The sequence below is a fragment of the Saccharothrix longispora genome (assembly GCF_030852425.1).
Classification (GTDB): Bacteria; Actinomycetota; Actinomycetes; order Mycobacteriales; family Pseudonocardiaceae; genus Actinosynnema; species Actinosynnema longispora.
Window position 1 is genome coordinate 170371 of the sequence record NZ_NSDM01000011.1, and the last position, 19647, is coordinate 190017.

23 protein-coding genes are annotated in these 19647 nt (G+C 72.4%); 9 read left to right on the forward strand and 14 right to left on the reverse strand.

Annotation, left to right across the window (positions count from 1 at the left end; translation table 11 throughout):
- Positions 1–123: 123 nt before the first annotated feature.
- Complete coding sequence (locus tag CKY47_RS24700; RefSeq protein WP_306748483.1) at positions 124–522, reverse strand: hypothetical protein; 399 nt, start codon at positions 520–522, stop codon at positions 124–126.
- A 254-nt stretch (positions 523–776) separates the two neighbouring features.
- On the opposite strand from CKY47_RS24700, the gene CKY47_RS24705 reads away from it, so the two are divergent.
- Together CKY47_RS24705 and CKY47_RS24710 are read left to right on the forward strand one after the other, a co-directional pair.
- Positions 777–1721: a diacylglycerol/lipid kinase family protein gene (locus tag CKY47_RS24705; RefSeq protein WP_306748484.1), complete on the forward strand. Its 945-nt coding sequence runs from the start codon at positions 777–779 to the stop codon at positions 1719–1721.
- A gap of 247 nt (positions 1722–1968) precedes the next feature.
- On the forward strand, positions 1969–2223 hold the full coding sequence (locus tag CKY47_RS24710; RefSeq protein WP_015104912.1) for a WhiB family transcriptional regulator: 255 nt from the start codon (positions 1969–1971) through the stop codon (positions 2221–2223).
- A gap of 126 nt (positions 2224–2349) precedes the next feature.
- Here CKY47_RS24710 and CKY47_RS24715 read toward each other — a convergent pair whose 3' ends face one another.
- Both CKY47_RS24715 and CKY47_RS24720 read right to left on the reverse strand, forming a co-directional pair.
- Complete coding sequence (locus tag CKY47_RS24715) at positions 2350–3828, reverse strand: PAS domain-containing sensor histidine kinase (protein WP_306748685.1); 1479 nt, start codon at positions 3826–3828, stop codon at positions 2350–2352.
- A complete protein-coding gene (locus CKY47_RS24720) occupies positions 3829–4044 on the reverse strand; it encodes a biotin/lipoyl-binding carrier protein (RefSeq protein ID WP_306748493.1) in 216 nt (71 codons plus the stop codon).
- A 107-nt stretch (positions 4045–4151) separates the two neighbouring features.
- Here CKY47_RS24720 and CKY47_RS36970 point away from each other — a divergent pair, with 107 nt between their 5' ends.
- Entirely contained in the window at positions 4152–4226 is a 75-nt protein-coding gene (locus CKY47_RS36970) for a 50S ribosomal protein bL37 (RefSeq protein WP_096498094.1), read from the forward strand.
- Between the two features lie 77 nt (positions 4227–4303).
- Here the strand turns inward: CKY47_RS36970 and rsrA are convergent, their stop codons facing one another.
- Together rsrA and CKY47_RS24730 are read right to left on the reverse strand one after the other, a co-directional pair.
- Positions 4304–4606 (reverse strand): mycothiol system anti-sigma-R factor, encoded by a 303-nt coding sequence (rsrA, locus tag CKY47_RS24725; protein WP_306748494.1) that lies wholly within the window; start codon positions 4604–4606, stop codon positions 4304–4306.
- Positions 4603–5229 (reverse strand): sigma-70 family RNA polymerase sigma factor, encoded by a 627-nt coding sequence (locus CKY47_RS24730; RefSeq protein ID WP_306748496.1) that lies wholly within the window; start codon positions 5227–5229, stop codon positions 4603–4605. Before CKY47_RS24730 ends, rsrA begins: the two co-directional genes overlap by 4 nt.
- Before the next feature lie 214 nt (positions 5230–5443).
- Here CKY47_RS24730 and ybaK point away from each other — a divergent pair, with 214 nt between their 5' ends.
- The gene (gene ybaK, locus CKY47_RS24735; protein ID WP_306748497.1) at positions 5444–5920 is read left to right on the forward strand and encodes a Cys-tRNA(Pro) deacylase; all 477 of its coding nucleotides are present in this window, start codon (positions 5444–5446) and stop codon (positions 5918–5920) included.
- A gap of 15 nt (positions 5921–5935) precedes the next feature.
- Here ybaK and CKY47_RS24740 read toward each other — a convergent pair whose 3' ends face one another.
- Positions 5936–6550 carry an alpha/beta hydrolase family protein gene (locus CKY47_RS24740; protein WP_306748498.1) on the reverse strand — a complete coding sequence of 205 codons (615 nt, stop codon included), beginning with the start codon at positions 6548–6550 and terminating at the stop codon, positions 5936–5938.
- Positions 6547–7308, reverse strand: coding sequence for an SOS response-associated peptidase (locus CKY47_RS24745; protein ID WP_306748686.1), 762 nt, complete (start codon positions 7306–7308; stop codon positions 6547–6549). The genes CKY47_RS24740 and CKY47_RS24745 overlap by 4 nt, the downstream gene beginning before the upstream one ends.
- A gap of 85 nt (positions 7309–7393) precedes the next feature.
- Here CKY47_RS24745 and aroA point away from each other — a divergent pair, with 85 nt between their 5' ends.
- The 3 genes from aroA to CKY47_RS24760 all read left to right on the forward strand — a co-directional run bounded on the left by aroA (position 7394) and on the right by CKY47_RS24760 (position 10330).
- Positions 7394–8659: a 3-phosphoshikimate 1-carboxyvinyltransferase gene (gene aroA / locus CKY47_RS24750; protein ID WP_306748499.1), complete on the forward strand. Its 1266-nt coding sequence runs from the start codon at positions 7394–7396 to the stop codon at positions 8657–8659.
- A 1-nt stretch (position 8660) separates the two neighbouring features.
- Positions 8661–9671, forward strand: coding sequence for a ribosome small subunit-dependent GTPase A (rsgA, locus tag CKY47_RS24755; protein ID WP_306748500.1), 1011 nt, complete (start codon positions 8661–8663; stop codon positions 9669–9671).
- A gap of 290 nt (positions 9672–9961) precedes the next feature.
- Complete coding sequence (locus CKY47_RS24760; protein WP_306748502.1) at positions 9962–10330, forward strand: VOC family protein; 369 nt, start codon at positions 9962–9964, stop codon at positions 10328–10330.
- A 28-nt stretch (positions 10331–10358) separates the two neighbouring features.
- On the opposite strand, the gene CKY47_RS24765 is transcribed toward CKY47_RS24760, so the two are convergent.
- The 3 genes from CKY47_RS24765 to CKY47_RS24775 are packed head-to-tail and all read right to left on the reverse strand — an operon-like array spanning position 10359 to position 12922.
- Positions 10359–10850: a DUF6912 family protein gene (locus CKY47_RS24765; protein WP_306748503.1), complete on the reverse strand. Its 492-nt coding sequence runs from the start codon at positions 10848–10850 to the stop codon at positions 10359–10361.
- The gene (locus CKY47_RS24770) at positions 10847–12223 is read right to left on the reverse strand and encodes a WS/DGAT/MGAT family O-acyltransferase (protein WP_306748504.1); all 1377 of its coding nucleotides are present in this window, start codon (positions 12221–12223) and stop codon (positions 10847–10849) included. Before CKY47_RS24770 ends, CKY47_RS24765 begins: the two co-directional genes overlap by 4 nt.
- Positions 12224–12250: 27 nt before the next feature.
- The gene (locus CKY47_RS24775; protein WP_306748505.1) at positions 12251–12922 is read right to left on the reverse strand and encodes a phosphotransferase; all 672 of its coding nucleotides are present in this window, start codon (positions 12920–12922) and stop codon (positions 12251–12253) included.
- Between the two features lie 63 nt (positions 12923–12985).
- Between CKY47_RS24775 and CKY47_RS24780 the strand changes: the two genes are divergently transcribed.
- A complete protein-coding gene (locus CKY47_RS24780; protein WP_371320729.1) occupies positions 12986–13729 on the forward strand; it encodes a TrmH family RNA methyltransferase in 744 nt (247 codons plus the stop codon).
- A gap of 19 nt (positions 13730–13748) precedes the next feature.
- Here CKY47_RS24780 and CKY47_RS24785 read toward each other — a convergent pair whose 3' ends face one another.
- Positions 13749–14153 carry an HAD-IA family hydrolase gene (locus CKY47_RS24785; protein ID WP_306748507.1) on the reverse strand — a complete coding sequence of 135 codons (405 nt, stop codon included), beginning with the start codon at positions 14151–14153 and terminating at the stop codon, positions 13749–13751.
- Positions 14154–14203: 50 nt separating this feature from the next.
- Between CKY47_RS24785 and CKY47_RS24790 the strand changes: the two genes are divergently transcribed.
- On the forward strand, positions 14204–14539 hold the full coding sequence (locus tag CKY47_RS24790) for an Rv3235 family protein (protein ID WP_306748508.1): 336 nt from the start codon (positions 14204–14206) through the stop codon (positions 14537–14539).
- A 111-nt stretch (positions 14540–14650) separates the two neighbouring features.
- Here CKY47_RS24790 and secA read toward each other — a convergent pair whose 3' ends face one another.
- The 3 genes from secA to CKY47_RS24805 form a co-directional block, all read right to left on the reverse strand.
- Entirely contained in the window at positions 14651–17530 is a 2880-nt protein-coding gene (gene secA, locus CKY47_RS24795; protein WP_306748509.1) for a preprotein translocase subunit SecA, read from the reverse strand.
- A 316-nt stretch (positions 17531–17846) separates the two neighbouring features.
- The gene (hpf, locus tag CKY47_RS24800) at positions 17847–18536 is read right to left on the reverse strand and encodes a ribosome hibernation-promoting factor, HPF/YfiA family (protein WP_306748510.1); all 690 of its coding nucleotides are present in this window, start codon (positions 18534–18536) and stop codon (positions 17847–17849) included.
- Positions 18537–18966: 430 nt separating this feature from the next.
- Positions 18967–19593 carry a ComF family protein gene (locus CKY47_RS24805; RefSeq protein ID WP_306748511.1) on the reverse strand — a complete coding sequence of 209 codons (627 nt, stop codon included), beginning with the start codon at positions 19591–19593 and terminating at the stop codon, positions 18967–18969.
- Positions 19594–19647: the final 54 nt, after the last annotated feature.

Consider the following 19647-nt stretch of genomic DNA (forward strand, 5'->3'; position numbering starts at 1 on the left):
ATTCGTCACCTCAACGAACGCAGGGATGGTGAATTCACCACCCACAGCGTCACTCTTACCGGTGACGCTGGCTACCCTCCGTTAGTTGGCGATCACCCAGACCATCGGGGGCGACCGAATGCCCTATTCGTCGCGTTCGTCCACTCCCAGCGCCCAGCGGCGCACGGGGTTGGTGAACAGCAGGAAGAGCACGAGCACGACGTACGCGCCGAGCAGCGCGCCCCACAGCTGCCGGTCCGAGGGGCCGTACATGTACCAGGCGATGCCCAGCAGGAGCAGTTGCACGACGATCGCGGGCGTGCGGCCCCAGTGCCTGCCGAGCACCAGGCCGACGCCGGCGGCGAGGATGCCGCCCGCCAGGACGGTGAAGTACGCGGCCTCGCCGAGCACCGGGCCGGGCCGGGGCGCGTCGAACGCGTGGAGGACCAGCACCACCGCGAACGCCAGACCGGTCAACCCCTGCAACGCGGTCAGCGCGCCCGCGACGCGGACGGCCGGCGGGACCTGCTCCTGGGTCGACACGCTGCGCCTTTCCTCACGGTGAGTACTCGTCACGCATCGTAGGCCACCCGGTTGGCGAGTCCCGTTCGACCGCCGCAGCGGCGAAGATCGGGGGAAGTCTTCGGCGAGCCGGCGGTCGGGCCGGGGTGCACTTGTCGCTGACGTACGGCACGGCGACGGCGAAAGGAGATCTGAACCACTTTCGTGCGCTCTGATCCCTCCTACTGGGTGACACGCGATCGGCCTCAGGTCACGCGCTGTCTTACTCTGCTGGAGTGCGCGCACTTCTGGTGGTCAACCCGCAGGCGACGGCCACGACGCCTGCCGGCCGGGACGTGCTCGCGCACGCGCTGGCCAGCGAGGTGAAGCTCGACGTCGTCGAGACGGACTACCGCGGGCACGCGGCCGACGCCGCGGCGCTGGCCGTCGTCGAGGACTACGACCTGGTCGTGGCCCACGGCGGCGACGGCACGGTGAACGAGGTGGTCAACGGCCTGGTGCGCGACGGGGCACGACCGGGGCTCCCCATGCTGGGCGTGGTCCCGGGCGGTTCGGCGAACGTCTTCGCGGGCGCGCTCGGCCTGCCCCGCGACCCGGTGGAGGCCACCTACCGCCTCCTCCAGGCCGTCGAGCACGGCACCAGCCGCAGGGTCAGCCTCGGCAAGGTCGCCTCCGCGGGCGGCACCGAGGAGCACGACCGCTGGTTCACCTTCAACGCGGGCGTGGGTTGGGACGCCGACGTGGTCGCGGACGTCGAGCGGCAGCGCGCCAAGGGTCGCCAGGCGTCACCCGGCCTGTACGTGCGCACCGCCCTGACCACCTACTTCACCGAGCGCAGGCAACCCTCCTCGCTCACCGTGCAGCTCCCGGGCGAGCCGCTCTTCGAGGACGTCCGGCTGGCGTTCGTGTCCAACACCGATCCGTGGACCTACCTCGGCGACAAGGCCATCCGGCTCAACCCGAGCACCTCGTTCGACGGCGGTCTGGGCCTGTTCGCGCTGCACGGGATGGGATTCCCCACGATCGCGCGCTATGTCACGCATCTTTTGGCGACGGACGGGAACCCCAGGGGCGCGAACCTGCTCCGGCGCGACGACGTCGAGTTCGTCCGGGTGACGAGTGCCGAGCCCGTCAACCTCCAGGTCGACGGCGACCTGCTCGGGTCCTGCACCGAAGTGGAGTTCACGGGTGTCCGCGCGGCACTCACGGTGGCCGTGTGACGGTTGTGACACGTCGTGTGACCGTCGTGTGACCGGGACGCGACCGTTCCGCGACGTTACGACCTGCTGAGACGTCGCGGAGTAACCCCCTGCGTGAACTCTGTCGATCTTTCGGGTGAGTTCACTCACCGGGTCAGTGCTAACCCCTTGACATCCCAGCCGTTCGTGAAAGCATTCACAAGCACCCCAAAACCGACCGCTGACGACTGGCGCGCCCTTGCGCGCGCCTAGCTGAGGAGTAGTTCCAATGGACTGGCGCCACCGCGCGATCTGCCGCGACGAGGACCCCGAGCTGTTCTTCCCCGTCGGGAACAGCGGTCCTGCGCTGCTTCAGATCGCCGAGGCGAAGACCGTCTGCCGCCGCTGCCCCGTCGTCTCCGACTGCCTCGCGTGGGCACTGGAGAGCGGCCAGGACGCCGGCGTGTGGGGCGGGATGAGCGAAGACGAGCGTCGCGCCCTCAAGCGCCGCAACGCCCGCACCCGGGCTCGCAGCAACGCCTGAGCCGATAGGCCAACACGAAGGGCCCGACACCGTGCCAGGTGTCGGGCCCTTCGTCTTGTTGCACACCCTCCCGCATGACCACGTGACCCCGCTGAGGCAGGTAGGCCACGTGTGCACGGGAGCAGTCTAACGCCGTGCCCTGAGCGGCACGCGCAGGACCGCCTCTGTACCGCCCTTGGGCCGCCTCCGCAAGCTCAACGAGCCCCTGAGTTCGGATTCCACCAGCGTCCTGACGATCTGGAGACCGAGCCGGTCGGTGCGCTCCAGCGAGAACCCCTGCGGCAGGCCGCGGCCGTCGTCGGAGATCACCACGTCGAGCCACTTGGCCGAGCGCTCGGCGTGCACGACCACCTCGCCGCGCTGCCCGGGGTGGTAGGCGTGCTCGAACGCGTTCTGCACGAGCTCGGTCAGCACCATCACCAGCGGCGTGGCCAGCTCGGCCTGCACGATGCCGAACGGCCCCTCGCGGCGCACCACGACCTGCGACTCGGTGGCGGCCACGTCGGACATCATCGGGATGACCTTGTCGACCACGTCGTCCAGGTCCACCCGCTCGTCCACCGACATGGACAGCGTCTCGTGCACCAGGGCGATCGAGGTGACACGGCGCACCGACTCGGCGAGCGCCTCGCGGGCCTCCTCGCTGCTGGTGCGGCGGCTCTGCAACCGCAGCAGCGCGGCCACGGTCTGGAGGTTGTTCTTCACCCGGTGGTGGATCTCGCGGATCGTCGCGTCCTTGGACATCAGGGCGCGGTCGCGGCGGCGGACCTCGGTCACGTCGCGGCACAGCACCAGCGCGCCCGCCGCGCTGCCCCTCGGCCGCAGCGGCAGCGCCCGGAACAGCACCGCGGCGCCCCGGCGCGACTCGGCCTCGATGCGCATCGACGGCTGCCCGTCCAGGGCCGCCCGGATGCGCTGGGCGACCTCGGTGGCGTCGAACGGGTCCCCGATCAGCGACCGCGTCAACGGCGCCAGGTGCACTCCCACCAGGTCGGACGCGTGTCCCATCCGGTGGTAGGCGCTCAGCGCGTTGGGGCTCGCGAACACCACCGCGCCGGACGCGTCGAGGCGGATCAGGCCGTCACCGACGCGCGGGCTGGTGTGCACGTCCGGGGACGGCTCGGTGGTGGGGAACGTGCCGTCGGAGATCATCTGGCACAGGTCGGCGGCGCTGCCCAGGTAGGAGATCTCCAGCGGGCTCGGCACGCGCGGCACGGCCAGGTTCGTGTTGCGGCTCAGGACGGCGATGACCTCGTCGTGCCGCTTCACCGGGATGGCCTCGCGGCGGACCGGCACGCCGAGGTGCCAGCGCGGGTCCTCCTCGCGGCAGATCCGCGCCTCGGCCATGGCGCGGCGCAGCTGGGGGTGCTCGTCAACGCCCACCGTGCTGCCCACGACGTCCTCGGGGTGCGCGGTCGGCGCCGTGGTGGGCCTGGCCTGGGCGACGCACAGGAACGTGTCGTCGTCCAGCGGCACCCACAGGAGGAAGTCGGCGAAGCTGAGGTCCGAGAGCAGTTGCCACTCGGCCACCACCAGCTGGAGGTGGTCGACGGCGGCGCCGGAGAGCTTGGTGTGCTCGGCCAGCAGGTCGGTGAGCGTGGACAGCTACTCCACCACCGCGATCAGGTCGCCCTCCTGCACCACGTCGCCCGTGGCGACCGCGATGCGGGTGATCCTGCCCGAACCCTCCGGCAGGACCGGGATCTCCATCTTCATGCTCTCCAGCACGACGACGGTGGTCTCGTGCGTGACCTCGTCACCCTCGCGCACGGCGATCTGCGCCACGTTGGCGACGATCTCGGCCCTGATCTCCTCGGCCATGGCCCTCCTTCGCTCGCGACCATCCAACCACGATTCAGACCCGGTGCCGCGCACTTCCGCGCGCGTGACACACTGTCGGGAGGTAGTTCGAGCACTAGGAGAACCCCATGTCGAAGCGTGCCCGCAAGCGCCGCGACCGCAAGAAGGGTGGCGCCAACCACGGGAAGCGCCCCAACGCCTGATCAACGCTCAGCGCGTGCGAAGGCCCCGGAGCCGCGGCTCCGGGGCCTTCGCGTTCCTTCCGGTCCTCGCGGGCGCGCTACTCGGCCGTGGTGGTCGTGATCCTCGTCGTGCGGACCTCGACGACCTCCACGACGGCCTGCTGGAGGCGCGTCCGCAGCCGCTGCTTGAGCTCCTCCGGCGCCAGCTCGCCACCGCACTTGCGGGCCAGCAGGGCCTTGAGGTGCTCCTCGATGCCGTACTGCTCCAGGCACGGGTGGCACTCGTTCAAGTGGGCCGCGAGCAGCGCCTTGCGCTTCTCGTCGCACTCGTGGTCGAGGAACAGGTACACCTCGGCCAGGACCTCGGAGCAGTCGGTCTCGTGGTGTTCGCCGCAGCTCATCGCCCCGCCACCTCCGCCTGCCCGTCCCGGAGGAAACCGCGCTCGCGCGCGACGTCCGCGAGCTGCTCGCGGAGCTGCCTGCGGCCCCGGTGCAACCGGGACATCACGGTGCCGATGGGGGTGCCCATGATGTCTGCGATCTCCTTGTACGCGAAGCCCTCGACGTCGGCCAGGTAGACCGCGATCCGGAACTCCTCGGGCAGTCTCTGCAGGGCGTCCTTGACGTCCGAGTCCGGCAACCGGTCGAGCGCGTCGACCTCCGCCGAGCGCAGGCCGGACGACGTGTGGCTCTCCGCCTGGGCGAGCTGCCAGTCGGTGATCTCGTCGGTCGGCTGCTGCTGCGGCTGGCGCTGCTTCTTGCGGTAGCCGTTGATGTAGGTGTTCGTGAGGATGCGGTACAGCCAGGCCTTCAGGTTCGTGCCCCGGGAGAAGGACGCGAACGCCGAGTACGCCTTGAGGAAGGTCTCCTGGACCAGGTCCTCGGCGTCGGCCGGGTTGCGGGTCATCCGCAGGGCAGCCGAGTACAACTGGTCGAGCATCGGCATGGCGTCGCGCTCGAACCTGGCCGCGCGCTCCTCCGCTGTCTCGTCCGTCGGCGTGTCCTGCGTTCGCGTGGCTGGCACCGCGCTCCCTTCCCACCGGCCGGTGGGCGCGGTGGCCAAAGCTGTCTGGGACGCGTTCGAGGATACGCGGCGGGCGCCCGGTCGGCAGTGAGCCGACCCACGCGGCGGGCGGGCCTTGACCTGCCTCGCGGCCTGCTGATCCATCACCTCGGTAGCCACACCCGCACCAACGCCCGGCCCGCTCCGGGCATTCCCTCGGCTAGGGTGCGTGATCATGGCCGGACGTGGGACGCCCGCCACCGCGTTGCTGGACAAGCAGAAGGTGGCCCACACGCTGCACGCCTACGAGCACGACCCGCGGCACGAGTCGTACGGGCTGGAGGCGGCCGAGGCGCTCGGCGTCCCACCCGGACGCGTGTTCAAGACGCTCGTCGCGGACGTGGACGGCAAGCTCGCCGTCGGCGTGGTGCCGGTCACCGGCCAGCTGGACCTGAAGGCGCTGGCGGCGGCCCTGGGCGGCAAGAAGGCGAAGATGGCCGAGGTCGCGGCGGCCGAGCGCGCCACCGGGTACGTGGCGGGCGGCATCTCGCCGCTGGGCCAGAAGAAGCGCCTGCCGCTGGTGCTCGACGCGTCGGCGGAGGGCTTCGACACCGTGTACTGCTCGGCCGGGCGGCGCGGGCTGGAGGTCGAACTGGCGCCGGCCGACCTGCTGCGGCTCACCGGTGGCGTGGTGGCCCCGATCTCGGCCTAGACCTCCGGGGGTGCCCTAGACCTCCAGGGGACGCAGCACGCGGGCCAGCCACTCGCCGACGGCCCGGTGCACGCCGTCCAGGTCGGCCTTGAGGTTGTGGTCGCCGGGCAGCACCACGACCTCGCGGTGGTGCGCGGGACCGGGCCGGCCGAACGGGTCGTTCTCGCCCTGCACCACCAGCGCGGACACCTCGACGGCGTCCAGTTCGGGCAGCCGGGTCCTCTCCGGCTTGCCCGGTGGGTGCACGGGGAACGCCAGGCACAGCACGGCGACCGCCTGCCCCTCCACCGACGTCCGGCAGGCCACCCGGGCGCCCGAGGACCGGCCGCCGAACACCAGCGGCAGGTCGTCGAACCAGCGGCTGCCCAGGTCGTCCGCCACGGCCAGCCACGCCGCGTCGAGGTGGGTCGCGGGCGCGGGCGCGCGACGGCCCGCGACCCGGTAGGGCTGCTCGACCAGCGCGACGTGCACGCCGGCGCCCACCGCCGCGCGCGCGGCGGCGACCAGGTCGGGAGCGGCGATGCCGCCGCCCGCGCCGTGGCCGAGCAGCAGCGCCGCCCGTCCCTCCGGCGCGCAGTGCAGCACGGCCCGCGCGGGGCCGTGCGGGGTGTCGACGACGCGGGATGTCATGACAGCTCGAACAAGGTGGGCTCCGGTTTCTCGGACTCCCCCAGCGCGACCGCGTCCATGAGGGACGGGTCGTTGTTCCTGATGCTGTTGACCCGCGTCGACACCGGCCGCAGCTCCAGCGCCGCGACCAGGTCGGGGTCGGGCGCGAGCAGGTCGGACGGGTCGGCGTTGTCCGGGTCCAGCCACGCCGACCAGCGGTCGCGCGGCAGCACGAGCGGCATGCGGTGGTGGACGGTCGCCATCTCGCCGATGGCGTCGGTGGTGAGCACGGCGAAGGTGATGACCGGCTTGCGCTCGTCACCCTCCTGCTGCCACCACACCGACCAGACGCCCGCCATGGCGAGGCTGCTGCCGTCGCCCGGGTTGATGAAGTACGGCTGCTTGCGGCCCTCGCCGGGCTGCCACTCGTACCAGCCTGCGGCCGGGACGATGCACCGGCGCTTGGCCGCCGAGTCGCGGTAGGCGGGCTTGGTGAGCACGCTCTCCGACCGGGCGTTGATCATCTTCGCGGCGCCGGACAGGTCCTTGGCCCAGTGCGGCACGAGGCCCCAGCGCATCGTGCGGACGCTGCGCTCGGTGGTGCCCGGGTCCGGGTTGCCCTCCTCGTCGCGCGGGTGGCGCTCGACGACCGCGGGCACGTGCTTCGTCGGCGCGACGTTGAAGTCGGGCCCGGGCGCGTCGCCCTCCGTCCCGTCCACCGCGTCGAACTCGGCCGCGAGGAGCGCCGGGTTCTTGGTGGAGGCGTACCTGCCGCACACAACGATCACCTCCGAGGGTAGTCATCGTCGCACGTCGGAAAGCCCGGTGCGAGCCGTCGACCACCCCATGCGGAATCATCGACCCATGACTCAGCAGTGGTCCGCTCCCACCGCCGACGGCCCCGTGCGCGCGACGGTACCCGTGCCCGGTTCCAAGTCGATCACCAACCGCGCGCTCGTGCTCGCCGCGCTGGCCGACGGCCCGTCGACCGTGCACGCGCCGTTGCGCAGCCGCGACACCACGCTGATGGCCGCGGCCCTGGGGTCCCTGGGGGTCGGGTTCACCGACGGCGCGGACGGCTCGTGGCGGGTCGTGCCCGGCGCGATGCGCGGTCCGGCGCGGGTGGACTGCGGTCTGGCGGGCACCGTGATGCGCTTCCTGCCGCCCGCCGCGGCGCTCGCGGTCGGCGACGTCGTGTTCGACGGCGACCCGCACGCGCGGACCCGGCCGATGAGCACGATCCTCGGCGCGCTGCGCGCCCTGGGCGCCGACGTGGACGGCGACTCGCTGCCGTTCACGCTGCACGGCAAGGGCGGCCTGCCGGGCGGCGAGGTCACCATCGACGCCTCGGCGTCGTCCCAGTTCGTGTCCGGGCTGCTGCTGTCGGGCGCGCGGTACGAGGGCGGGCTGACCGTCCGCCACTCCGGCCCGCCGGTGCCGTCGCTGCCCCACATCGGGATGACCGTCGCGATGCTGCGCGAGGCGGGCGTGGTGGTGGACGCGTCCACCCCGGACGCGTGGCGGGTCGAGCCCGGTGCCGTGGCCGGTCGCGAGTGGCACGTGGAGCCGGACCTGTCCAACGCGACGCCGTTCCTGGCGGCGGCGGCCGTGACGGGCGGGTCGGTGACCATCCCCGGCTGGCCGGCGGGGACCACCCAGCCGGGTGGGGCGGCGCGGGAGCTGTTCGAGCGCATGGGGTGCTCCGTCGTGCTGACCGGCGACGGGCTGGTGCTGACCGGCCCGGACCGGCTCACCGGCCTGGACGTGGACCTGCGCGACGAGAGCGAGCTGACGCCGACCGTGGTGGCGCTGGCGGCGCTGGCCGACGGCCCCTCGCGCATCCGGGGCGTCGCGCACATCCGGGGCCACGAGACCGACCGCATCGCCGCGCTGGTCGCCGAGGTCAACCGGCTGGGCGGTGACGCGGAGGAGACCGACGACGGCCTGGTCGTCCGGCCCCGGCCGCTGCGCGGGGGCGAGTGGCGGGCCTACGCCGACCACCGGATGGCCACGGCCGGCGCGATCATCGGCCTGGTGGTGGACGGGGTGTCCGTGGACGACATCGGGTCGACGACGAAGACGATCCCCGACTTCCCGGGGATGTGGGCGACGATGCTCGGGACGCGCTGACGTGGCGCGCGGCGACTGGCGGCGACTGGACGAGTCCGACGTGCGGGTGCGGCCGGGCAAGGGGACCCGGCCGCGCAGCAAGCGCCGGCCCGAGCACGCGGACGCGGTGCCCGCCATGGTCGTCGGCGTGGACCGCGGGCGGTGGACGTGCGCCGTGGAGGGCGACCCGTCCCGGCTGGTCACCGCGATGCGGGCCCGGGAGCTGGGTCGCACGCCGGTCGTCGTGGGCGACCGGATCGGGCTGGTCGGCGACACGTCCGGGCAGCCCGACACGCTCGCCCGGATCGTGCGCGTGGAGGAGCGCCGGAGCGTGCTGCGGCGCACCGCCGACGACACCGACCCGTTCGAGCGGGTCGTCGTCGCCAACGCCGAGCAGCTGGTGATCGTGTCCGCGCTGGCCGACCCGCAGCCGAGGCGCGGGTTCATCGACCGCTGCCTGGTCGCCGCCTACGCGGGCGGGCTGGAACCGCTGCTGTGCCTGACGAAGTCCGACCTGGCCTCCCCCGACGAGCTGGTGGCCGCGTACGCCGAGCTGGACCTGCCGGTGGTCGTGACGCGGTCCGACGAGGACCCGGCGGAGCTGCGCGAACGCCTCGTGCACCGGCTGTCCGCGTTGATCGGGCACTCGGGGGTGGGCAAGTCGACGCTGGTCAACAGGCTGGTGCCGGACGCGAACCGCGCTGTGGGCGTGGTCAGCGGGGTCGGCAAGGGCAGGCACACGTCCACCCAGGCCGTGGCGCTGGCGCTGCCCGAGGGCGGGTGGGCCGTGGACACGCCGGGCATCCGCTCGTTCGGGCTCGCGCACATCACGCCGAACGACATCGTGGGCGCGTTCCCGGACATGGCGGCGATGGCCGAGGAGTGCCCGTCCGGCTGCGGCCACCAGGGCCTGCCCGAGGACCCCGACTGCATGCTCGACGAGCTGGTCGAGACCGGTGAGGCCTCCCCCGGCCGCCTGGCCTCCCTGCGCCGCCTCCTGTCCTCCCGCGGCAAGTTCGACGAATACGACTGACCCGCGAGTCGTAAGTCCAGGCCGCGCGAGTCGTAAGTTCACACCCTCTGAGTCCTACGTTCGCGCCCTTGCCCAGCTGAGCGTGGACGTAGGACTCGCGCGGCGTGAACTTACGACTCGCCCGGCCTGGGCTTACGACTCGCGCGGCCTAGGCTTACGACTCGCGCGGCCTGGGCTTACGACTCGCGGGTGGTGGGTGCGGGGGTCCGAATGGTGGTGTCACTGGATCGGGTGGCTGGGTGACCGCTTTCGTGTCGCGGACGCGGGGTGCGGGAGTACGGTGCGCAGCCGTGGCCAAGGTGACCGGTATCGGTGGTGTCTTCCTGCGCGCCCGCAACCCCACGCGCCTGGCCGAGTGGTACCGCCGGCACCTCGGCGTGCCGATGAGCGACGGCGCGGCCGTCACGTTCCACTGGACCTCGGACGAGACGACGACGTTCGCGCTGTTCGCCCAGGACACCGACTACTTCGGCGAACCAGGGCAGCACGCCATGCTCAACCTGCGCGTCGACGACCTGGCCGCCCTGCTCGACCAGCTCCGCGCCTCGGGCGTGGAGGTGCTGCCGGACGCGGAGGAGTCCGAGTTCGGCCTGTTCGGGTGGTGCGTCGACCCCGAGGGCAACCGGATCGAGCTGTGGCAGCCCGCGCCCGGCATGTGAGCCCGACCGCGCGGGCCGCCCGCGCGGGCTACATGAGCTCGAGCAGGAACGGGAGCTCCTGCACCGCGTACCAGGCCAGCTCGTGGTCCTCCGCGCCGCCCAGCGTGAACTCCGCGTCCGGGTCGCCCAAATCGGCCGCGTCGATCACCTCGGCCGCCGCGCGCACGTCGTCCTCCGCCTCCAGCGTGTCCAGGTGGACGGCGGCGACGAGCTCCAGCGGCACCGGCCCGGACAGCTTCACCACGGAGAAGTCCAGGTCGGGCCGCAGCTTCACGTCCTCGACGTCCACCGACACCACGGCCCGGCGCGGCACCGCCTTCTCGTCGCCCGCGATCAGCCGCAGCGACGCGCGCGCCGCGTCCAGCATCGCCGAGTACTCCAGCTCCTCGGTGTCACCGGTCGCGTAAGACTCGCGCAGCGCCGGCGTCAGCGCGAACCCCGTCCCGCCCACGGGCGCGAACTGCCCGTCGTCGACCAGGCCGCGCAGCATCGCGACCGTCGCCGGGAGGTACACCCTCATGCGGACACCGTTCCCATCAGCTCCTCCACCGACTCCTCCACCATCGCCGCCAGCACGTCCACATCGGACATCGCGTCGCGGTCGGCGTTCAAGCCGAAGTAGACCCCGCCGTCGTACGAGGTCACCCCGATGGACAGCGCCTGGTTCTTCGCCAGCGGCACCACCGGGAACATCTCGATCATCCTCGCCCCCGCCGCGTACAGCGGCACCTGGGGGCCGGGCACGTTCGTCACCACCACGTTGAACAGCCGCCGGGAGAACGACGACGCGGCCCGCGCGCCCAGGGCGTGCAGCGTCGGCGGCGCGAACCCGGAGAACCGCACCAGCGTCTGCGCCGCCACCGACTGGCCCGACTCCTGGTGCGCCCGCATCGCGTGCGACACGTGGTGCAGCCGCACCACCGGGTTCGGCTCCCCCACCGGCAGGTCCACGAAGTACGCGGCGACCCGCGCCTCGTCGTCGCGCACCGACATCGGGGCCATCGCCCGCATCGTCGTGCCCGCCGTGACGACCTCGCCGCGCGACAGCAGCCAGTTCCGCAGCGCCCCCGACAGCACGGCCAGCACGCCGTCGTTCACGGTGCCGCCGTGCACCCGCCGGATCGCCCGGAACTCGTCCAGCCGCGTCCGCGCCACCGCGAACCGCCGCTGCGGCGAGATGCGCACGTTCAGCGGGCTGCCGGGCGCGGGGGTCGCGGCCGTGCGCGCCGCCGAGACGAGCCCGCCGAACAGCCCGGCCACCTTGCGCACCGTCGCCACCGTGTCCACCGCCGCCGACCGGGCGTTCTCCACCACCTCGCCGGGCCGCTGCACGGCCTCGGCCACCGCGTCGGCCACCAGCTGGAGCCCGCTGGGCGCCGGGGACGGCATCCACAGCGACTCGACGGGTGCGCGCGGCGTGCCGCTCACGTCCAGGATCACCTGGCCGATCTCGGGCGCGCCCAGGCCGTCGACCATCGCCTGGTGGGTCTTCGTGACCACCGCCGTGCGGTTCCGGGCCAGGCCCTCCACCAGGTAGATCTCCCACAGCGGGCGGGTCTGGTCCAGCGGGCGGGACATCAACCGGGCCACCAGCTCGTGCAGTTGCTGGTCGCTGCCCGGCTTCGGCAGCGCGGAGCGGCGCACGTGGTAGGTGACGTCGAAGTCCGGGTCGTCGACCCACACGGGCCGGGCCAGCCTGCCCGGCACGTGCACGACCTTCTGCCGGTAGCGGGGCACCAGCGACAGGCGCTGCTCGATCAGCTCCACCAGGCGGTCGTAGTCGAACCCCGTGCGCGGCCGGCGGAACACCGCCACCCCGCCGACGTGCATCGGCGTCGTGGCGTCCTCCAGGTACAGGAACGAGGCGTCCAGCGCGGACAGGCGGTCGGGCATGCCGCCCAGGCTAGCCGCTGAGCGGGGTCAGTCGCTCCAGTCGGCGCAGTCGGCCACCAGCCGGCGCACGGCGTCGACCTCGGCCTCGTCGCGCTGGTGGCGGGCCAGCCTGATCGCGGCGGCGGTCGGCATGGCCCGGCGGACGCCGGCGTCCGCACCCGACAGGAACCCGCGGAGGAACCGGGCGCGGGCCAGCCGCTTGAGGGGCCGCAGGGGCGCCACCGCGATCGCCAGCCAACTCATCGCCACGTCCACCCGCCGGTCGCCGCACGCCGCGCTCGCCCAGTCGACCACCACCGCGCCCTCCGGGCCCAGCACCACGTTCCCGGGGTGCAGGTCGAGGTGCACCAGGCCGCCGCCGCGCCCGCCGCCGAGGAAGCCGGGCGGCGGCACGTCGTCCAGCCTGCGGTGCAGTTCGGCCAGCTCACGGCCCAACGCGCCCGCCCGCCACGGCCTCGCGTCCAGCTCCTGCGACATGCGGGGGCCCGGCACGTACTCCATGACCAGGTCGGTCTCCGACACGTCCGCCACCCGGGGCACCGGTACGCCGCGCCCACGCAGGTAGCGCATCAGCTCGGCCTCGGGTTCGGGGTCGCGCCCCGCGCGGTCCCGCTTGACCAGCAGGCCGTCGGGACGCAGGTAGACGTCCGCCTCCCGGCCGGAGGCCAGCAGACGGTGCGCCTCGCTGCGCGTTGCCATGTGACGATCATCATGATTGACAGCGGAGATACAAGCCCCAAACGGGTGTTGGACACTTACCGCGTGGATGTCTCCCCCAAGGACAAGTTCGTCACCGTGTACGGCCGCAAGCCCGTGCTGGAGGCGCTGGACGACCCGTCGCTGGACGTGGACAAGGTCGTGCTCGCCGACACCGCGCGCGGTCAGGCCGCCCGCGAGGTCCTCGACGCCGCCGCCCGGCGGGGCGTGCCGGTGCAGCGCGCGACGGCCCAGCGGGTCAAGGTGCTCGCCGGCAACGGCAAGCAGGACCAGGGCGTGCTGGCGGACGTCGTGGCGCCCCGCATGCGGACCCTGGAGGTCGGCCTGCGGTCCGAGCCGCGCACCGTGCTCGTCCTGGACGGCATCACGACGCCCGCGAACGTGGGCATGATCCTGCGCACCGCGACCGCCGCCGGGATCGAGGGCATCGTCGTGCCGCGCCGGGGCGTGGCCTCCCTGGACCCGCTCGTGGTGAAGGCGTCGGCGGGCGTGGCGTTCCGGGCGCCGATCCTGAAGTGCGCGACGGCCGCCGAGGCGGTGGCCGCGCTGCGCGGCCTGGACTACCCGGTGTTCGCGCTGGACGCGTCCGCCCGCGCGTCGGTGTTCACCGCCGACCTGCCGGCGCGGGCGGCGTTCGTGCTGGGCAGCGAGACCGCGGGGATCTCGGACGACGTGCGGCCGCACGTGACCGGGTGGCTGTCCATCCCGATGTCGGCGGGCGTCGAGTCGCTGAACGTGGCCGGCGCGGCGGCCGTGCTGTGCTTCGAGGTGGCCCGCCGGCGCGCCTAGGTCGCGTGCCCGGCGCGCCTCACGTCCCGAGGAGGACCTCGATCTCCTCGGTGGTGGCGCGGACCGAGTGGTGGTGCACCCCGACCATGCCCGCCGCCGCCGCGCCGCGGACGTTCACCGCGAGGTCGTCCACGAACACGCAGTCGGCGGGGTCGAGGCCGAGCCGGTCGGCGGTGAGCAGGTAGATCCGCCGATCGGGCTTCGCCATGCCCACCTCGCCCGAGGTGACGACGACGTCGAACAGCGGCGCCCACGCGCGGGGCGGGGCCCACAGCCCGTCGGCGTTCGACAGCACGGCGGTCCGCACCCCCGATCCCCGGACCCGCCGCACCACCCCGACCAGCGGCGGCTCGTCGGCCCCGTGGTCGTCCCCGTAGTCGGTCAGCACCCCGCCAAAGTCGAGCACCAGTCCCCGCACAGCCACTCCTTCGGGTGATCCGGGTACGAAAACCGCGTTGTCCCCCTCGGTTCAGCATGCCACCCCGCCTCCGCGCCCTGCCCCGCTCACCGCAGCCCGGCACGCCGGGTCCGCTCGACGCCCGCCGCTTCCTCGTCCCGCTGGTGGAAGCCCTCTCGGGGCGCAGGTCGCCGCAGCAGCTGACCTCCCTCTTCCCGACCCGGGCGCTCGAGGAGCTGCCCACGACCCCCACCACGACCCGCCTGGGGCGGTACCGGCTGTGCCACGTCGAGCCGGGGAAGGCCGAGCTGGCGGGGACCCTGCACACGCCGACCAGGACGCGGGCCTTCGCGGCGCGGGTCGAGCACTCGGGCACCCGCTGGCGGTGCACCGAGTTCCACCTGCTGCCGTGAGCCTCACCCGGCGGGACCGGCCCGTCGGGCGTGCACGCGAACGCGGGTGGGGTGGGCCGGGGTTCCCGGTCCACCCCACCCGCGTTCCACGAGGTCGCGCGGTGCGCCGGGCTACTCGCGGGGCCCCTTGCGCTGGCCCTTGGCCTGGGCGCGGGCCGCGGCCCGGCGCTCCTTCCGGGTGCCGGACTGGGAGCCGCCCTGGTTCGGGGCGCCGCCGGTGGACTCCGCGTCACCGCTCTCCGACGGACCCGTGTAGGTCAGGCCCTGCTGGGCGCCCCGGCCGCCGAGGCCCTTGCCGCGCAGGGCCGGGGGGATGGCGTTGCCGCTCTGGAGCTGCGCCAGCGCGGGACCCGCGGGGGCCTGGGCCGCGCCGTCGGCCTCCTGCTGGGCCGCGGCCGCCGCGGCGGCGCGGGCGCGGGCCCGGCTGCCGGCCAGGGGGCCGCCGTTGGCGATGGAGACCTGGGGGGCGGGGGCCTCCGCGGGCGGGGCGGGTTCGGCGGCTTCGACCTGGAGGTTGAACAGGAAGCCGACGCACTCCTCCTTGAGGGCCTCCAACATGGTGTTGAACATGTCGAAGCCCTCGCGCTGGTACTCGATCAGCGGGTCGCGCTGCGCCATGGCCCGCAGGCCGATGCCCTCCTTGAGGTAGTCCATCTCGTAGAGGTGCTCGCGCCACTTGCGGTCGAGGACGGAGAGGAGCACGCGGCGCTCCAGCTCGCGCATGGCGCCCGGACCGACGCGACCGTCGATCTCGGCCTCGCGGGCCTCGTAGGCGGCGAGGGCGTCGGCCTGGAGCTTGGCCTTGAGCCCCTCGCGGTCGATGTCCTCGTCGTCGTCCTCGAACAGCTTCTTGTGGTCGAGGGAGACCGGGTACAGCGTCTTGAGCGCCGTCCACAGCTGGTCGAGGTCCCAGTCCTCGGCGTAGCCGTCGGCGGTCGCGCCGTCGACGTAGTCGCCGACCACGGCGGTGATCATGTGGGTGACCTGGTCGCGCAGGTCCTCGCCGTCGAGCACGCGGTGGCGCTCGGCGTAGATGACCTTGCGCTGCTCGTTCATGACCTCGTCGTACTTGAGGACGTTCTTGCGGATCTCGAAGTTCTGCTGCTCGACCTGGGTCTGCGCGCTGCGGATGGCGCGGGTGACCATCTTGTGCTCGATCGGCACGTCGTCCGGCACCTTCAGCCGCGTCATGACGGTCTCGACCATGGCCGCGTTGAAGCGGCGCATCAGCTCGTCCTTCAGCGACAGGTAGAACCGCGACTCGCCGGGGTCGCCCTGGCGGCCGGAGCGGCCGCGCAGCTGGTTGTCGATGCGCCGCGACTCGTGGCGCTCGGTGCCGAGCACGTAGAGGCCGCCGGCGGCCTTGACCTCCTCGGCCTCCTCCTTGACCACGGCGCTGACCTCCTCGATCAGCTTCGCCCAGGCGGCCTCGTACTCCTCCGGGTTCTCGACCGGGTCGAGGCCGCGCTCGCGCAGCTCGTGGTCGGCGATGATGTCCGGGTTGCCGCCGAGCACGATGTCGGTGCCTCGACCGGCCATGTTGGTTGCGACGGTGACGGCGCCCTTGCGACCGGCCTTGGCGATGATCAGCGCCTCGCGGTCGTGGTGCTTGGCGTTGAGGACCTCGTGCGGGATGCCCTTGCGGACGAGCAGCTTGGACAGGTACTCGGAGCGCTCGACGCTGGTGGTGCCGACGAGGACGGGCTGGCCCTTCTCGTGCCGCTCGGCGATGTCCTCGGCGACGGCCTCGAACTTCGCCTCCTCGGTCTTGTAGACGAGGTCGGCCTGGTCCTTGCGCTGCATCGGCCGGTTGGTGGGGATGGGCACCACGCCGAGCTTGTAGGTCTGGTGGAACTCCGCCGCCTCGGTCTCGGCGGTACCGGTCATGCCGCCGAGCTTCTCGTAGAGGCGGAAGTAGTTCTGGAGGGTGATCGTGGCGAGCGTCTGGTTCTCCGCCTTGATCTCGACGCCCTCCTTGGCCTCGATCGCCTGGTGCATGCCCTCGTTGTAGCGGCGGCCGGCGAGGACGCGTCCGGTGAACTCGTCGACGATCATGACCTCGCCGTTGCGGACGATGTAGTCCTTGTCCTTGGCGAACAGCTCCTTGGCCTTGATCGCGTTCTGGAAGTAGCCGACGAGCGGGGTGTTGGTCGAGTCGTAGAGGTTCTCGATGCCGAGCTGGTCCTCGACGAACTGGACGCCGGCCTCGGTGACGCCGATGGTGCGCTTGCGCTCGTCCACCTCGTAGTGGGTGTCGCGGCGCATCCGGGTGGCCAGGCGCGCGAACTCGACGTACCAGCGGGACGACTGGTCGGCCGGGCCGGAGATGATCAGCGGCGTGCGGGCCTCGTCGATGAGGATGGAGTCGACCTCGTCGACCAGGGCGAAGAAGTGGCCGCGCTGGACCATCTCGTCGCGGCTCCACGCCATGTTGTCGCGGAGGTAGTCGAAGCCGAACTCGTTGTTCGTGCCGTAGGTGATGTCGGCGTTGTAGGCGACCCGCCGCTGCTCGGGCGTCATCTCCGAGAGGATCGCGCCGACGGTGAGGCCGAGGAAGCGGTGGATGCGGCCCATCCACTCCGCGTCGCGGCGGGCGAGGTAGTCGTTGGTCGTGACGACGTGCACGCCCTTGCCGGCGATGGCGTTCAGGTAGCTGGGCAGCACCGAGGTCAGGGTCTTGCCCTCACCGGTGCGCATCTCGGCGATCTGCCCGAGGTGCAGCGCCGCGCCGCCCATGAGCTGGACGTCGAACGGGCGCTGGCCCAGGGTGCGCTTGGCGCCCTCGCGGACGACGGCGAACGCCTCGGGCAGCAGCTCGTCGAGCGACTCGCCGTCCGCGTGGCGCTTGCGGAACTCCTCGGTCCTCGCGCGCAACTCCGCATCGGAGAGGTCGACGACGTCGTCTTCGAGGTTGTTGATGTGCGCTGCGATGTTGCGCAGGCGCTTGAGCATCTTGCCCTCGCCAGCGCGGAGCAGTCGGGACAGCACCATCCGGGTCGACCTCATTACCTCATCGCGACGCGCCCGGGGGACGGGCGCCTTCCTCGGCCTCGTCACGGCCATGACGAGGCTTCACCACCCGCCATCGTAGGCAAGTCGTGAAGGTGTGTGCACAGACACAGGTAGGAAGGGGTGCGGAACGCCCTGTGACGACCGCCCGGAGCGCGCGACCAAGATCACGGAGAGCGACGGGCCGAAGCGGGGGCCGCCGGCGGGACCGCCGGGGTGCGGGCAGGGGGCAACCCCCGGCGCACGAGGGACGCCGGGGGTCGCGAAGTCGAGTGGCGGGGACTGTGGCAGGTGGCGCTCAGGCCAGCCTGATCACGCCGTAGTCGAATCCCTTCCGGCGGTAGACGACGCTCGGACGTCCGGAGTCCGCGTCGGAGAACAGGTAGAAGTCGTGGCCGACCAGTTCCATCTCGTAGAGGGCCTGGTCGACGGTCATCGGCTTGGCGGCGTGCTCCTTCTCGCGCACGATCTGGCCAGGCAGGTTGTCCTCGACGCCGTCTTCCCAGCGCTGGGCGGGCACGTCCGCGGCGCCCTCGTGCGAGTGTTCCGGCTCGGCGGTCTCCAGCACGGCGGTGCGGCCGAGCCACATGCCCTGCGCCTGACCGTCGTGGTCGGGGCCGAGGGGAAGGGAGTCCCCGAGCCCGCTGGTCGCCTCGGCGACCGATGTGGGGCCGCGGCGCCCGTGGTGCACGCGCCTGCGGTCGTGCGAGCGGCGCAGACGACCTTCGAGCTTCGCGACTGCGGCGTCCAGGGCGGCGTAGAAGTCGCCCGCGCACGCTTCCGAGCGGACCACCGGGCCGCGTCCCTTGCCGGTGATCTCGACGCGCTGGCAGTTCTTCGACTGCCTGCGGTTGGGCTCGTGGAACAGCTCCACGTCGAAGCGGATGACCTTGCGGTCGTAACGCTCGAGGCGGGCCAGCTTTTCGGCGACGTGAACCCTGTAGTGATCGGGCACCTCGACGTTGCGGCCCTTCACGACGATGTCCATACACGACCTCCCTCGCTTAGGGGCGAGCTACGGCTTCGGATCGTTTGGCACCGGGATTTGCGATCTGGTTCGCGAACACGCTGCGGAGGGTTGTCCTCAGCATCCCGCCGGTGCCAGGGTCATGGGCCGTTCGCCTCCTCCCCGCGTTCCGGGAACGCTGATAGCGCTGGACGTTAGCCCGGTATTCGCCGCCGCGACAGCCCCCGGGGCGGGGGAACTCGAAGAATTTCCGCCGGTGACTCTGAGCGACCGAAAACGGGTGCCGCCCCTGGCTCGGGCGGACGCGTCGGGACACCCCACGGCCGACCGCTCACCCGAACGGTCCAGTCGCACACCGGCATCCGTCAGCAGAGCGGTTACCTCCAACGGCCTCGGTGGGGGTCTCATATCCGGCCAACGGGCGAAGCTCCCGAGAGGTTCCCGGGTTGTTTCACCCGTGCGGGTGGGTTCGGCGGGCAGTGGTCAGTACGAGGACGAGGGATACCCGGAACCCGCCCGTTCTTAACGTCGAAATGCAGGCGGATGCCGTCGAACCTGTGGTGATCACGTCGTCCAGCAGGACAATCGCGCTCCCGGGCGGTGGGAGGGCGCGCGGGACGAGGCGCAGTCGGCCGGCGAGATTCGCCCGGCGGGCCGTCGGCGACAACCCGACCGAATCACGAACTCCTTTCACGAATGCGAGTGCGGGGGCCGTGGAAAAGCCGGACGCACGTGCCACTCCCAGCACGTGGGAGCCGCCGCGGGCCCGCGCCGCCGACCGCCGGGACGGCGCCGGCACCAGCCACGGCTCGGGTCCGGCCTCGGGCAGCAGCGGCAGGGCGGCGGCCACGAGGGCGCCGAACACGACCGCCAGCTCGCGCCGCCCGCGCTCCTTGAACGCGAGCACCGCCTCGCGCGCCGCGCCCGCGTAGTCGGCCAGGGCGTACACCGGCGGGCCGGCACCGGGGCCGGGCACGCGCCCGGGCGGCCCGAACGCGGCGAGGCACAGCGGGCACAGCCGGGCACCCGGGCGGGAGCAGCCGGCGCAACGGGGCGGGAACAGCACGTCGAGGAGCATGCGCGGGACCCTGCCGGTGACCGCCGGCGACACCGCAGGTCGAGCCCCCGACAC

Coding starts and splice junctions, on each gene's coding strand:
- CKY47_RS24710 (WP_015104912.1), top strand. CDS start 1,969: ATGGACTGGCGCCACCGCGCGATCTGCCGCGACGAGGACCCCGAGCTG.
- CKY47_RS24720 (WP_306748493.1), bottom strand. CDS start 4,044: ATGGCCGAGGAGATCAGGGCCGAGATCGTCGCCAACGTGGCGCAGATC.
- rsrA (WP_306748494.1), bottom strand. CDS start 4,606: ATGAGCTGCGGCGAACACCACGAGACCGACTGCTCCGAGGTCCTGGCC.
- ybaK (WP_306748497.1), top strand. CDS start 5,444: ATGGCCGGACGTGGGACGCCCGCCACCGCGTTGCTGGACAAGCAGAAG.
- CKY47_RS24740 (WP_306748498.1), bottom strand. CDS start 6,550: ATGACATCCCGCGTCGTCGACACCCCGCACGGCCCCGCGCGGGCCGTG.
- aroA (WP_306748499.1), top strand. CDS start 7,394: ATGACTCAGCAGTGGTCCGCTCCCACCGCCGACGGCCCCGTGCGCGCG.
- CKY47_RS24765 (WP_306748503.1), bottom strand. CDS start 10,850: ATGAGGGTGTACCTCCCGGCGACGGTCGCGATGCTGCGCGGCCTGGTC.
- CKY47_RS24770 (WP_306748504.1), bottom strand. CDS start 12,223: ATGCCCGACCGCCTGTCCGCGCTGGACGCCTCGTTCCTGTACCTGGAG.
- CKY47_RS24775 (WP_306748505.1), bottom strand. CDS start 12,922: ATGGCAACGCGCAGCGAGGCGCACCGTCTGCTGGCCTCCGGCCGGGAG.
- CKY47_RS24790 (WP_306748508.1), top strand. CDS start 14,204: ATGCCACCCCGCCTCCGCGCCCTGCCCCGCTCACCGCAGCCCGGCACG.
- secA (WP_306748509.1), bottom strand. CDS start 17,530: ATGGTGCTGTCCCGACTGCTCCGCGCTGGCGAGGGCAAGATGCTCAAG.
- hpf (WP_306748510.1), bottom strand. CDS start 18,536: ATGGACATCGTCGTGAAGGGCCGCAACGTCGAGGTGCCCGATCACTAC.
- CKY47_RS24805 (WP_306748511.1), bottom strand. CDS start 19,593: ATGCTCCTCGACGTGCTGTTCCCGCCCCGTTGCGCCGGCTGCTCCCGC.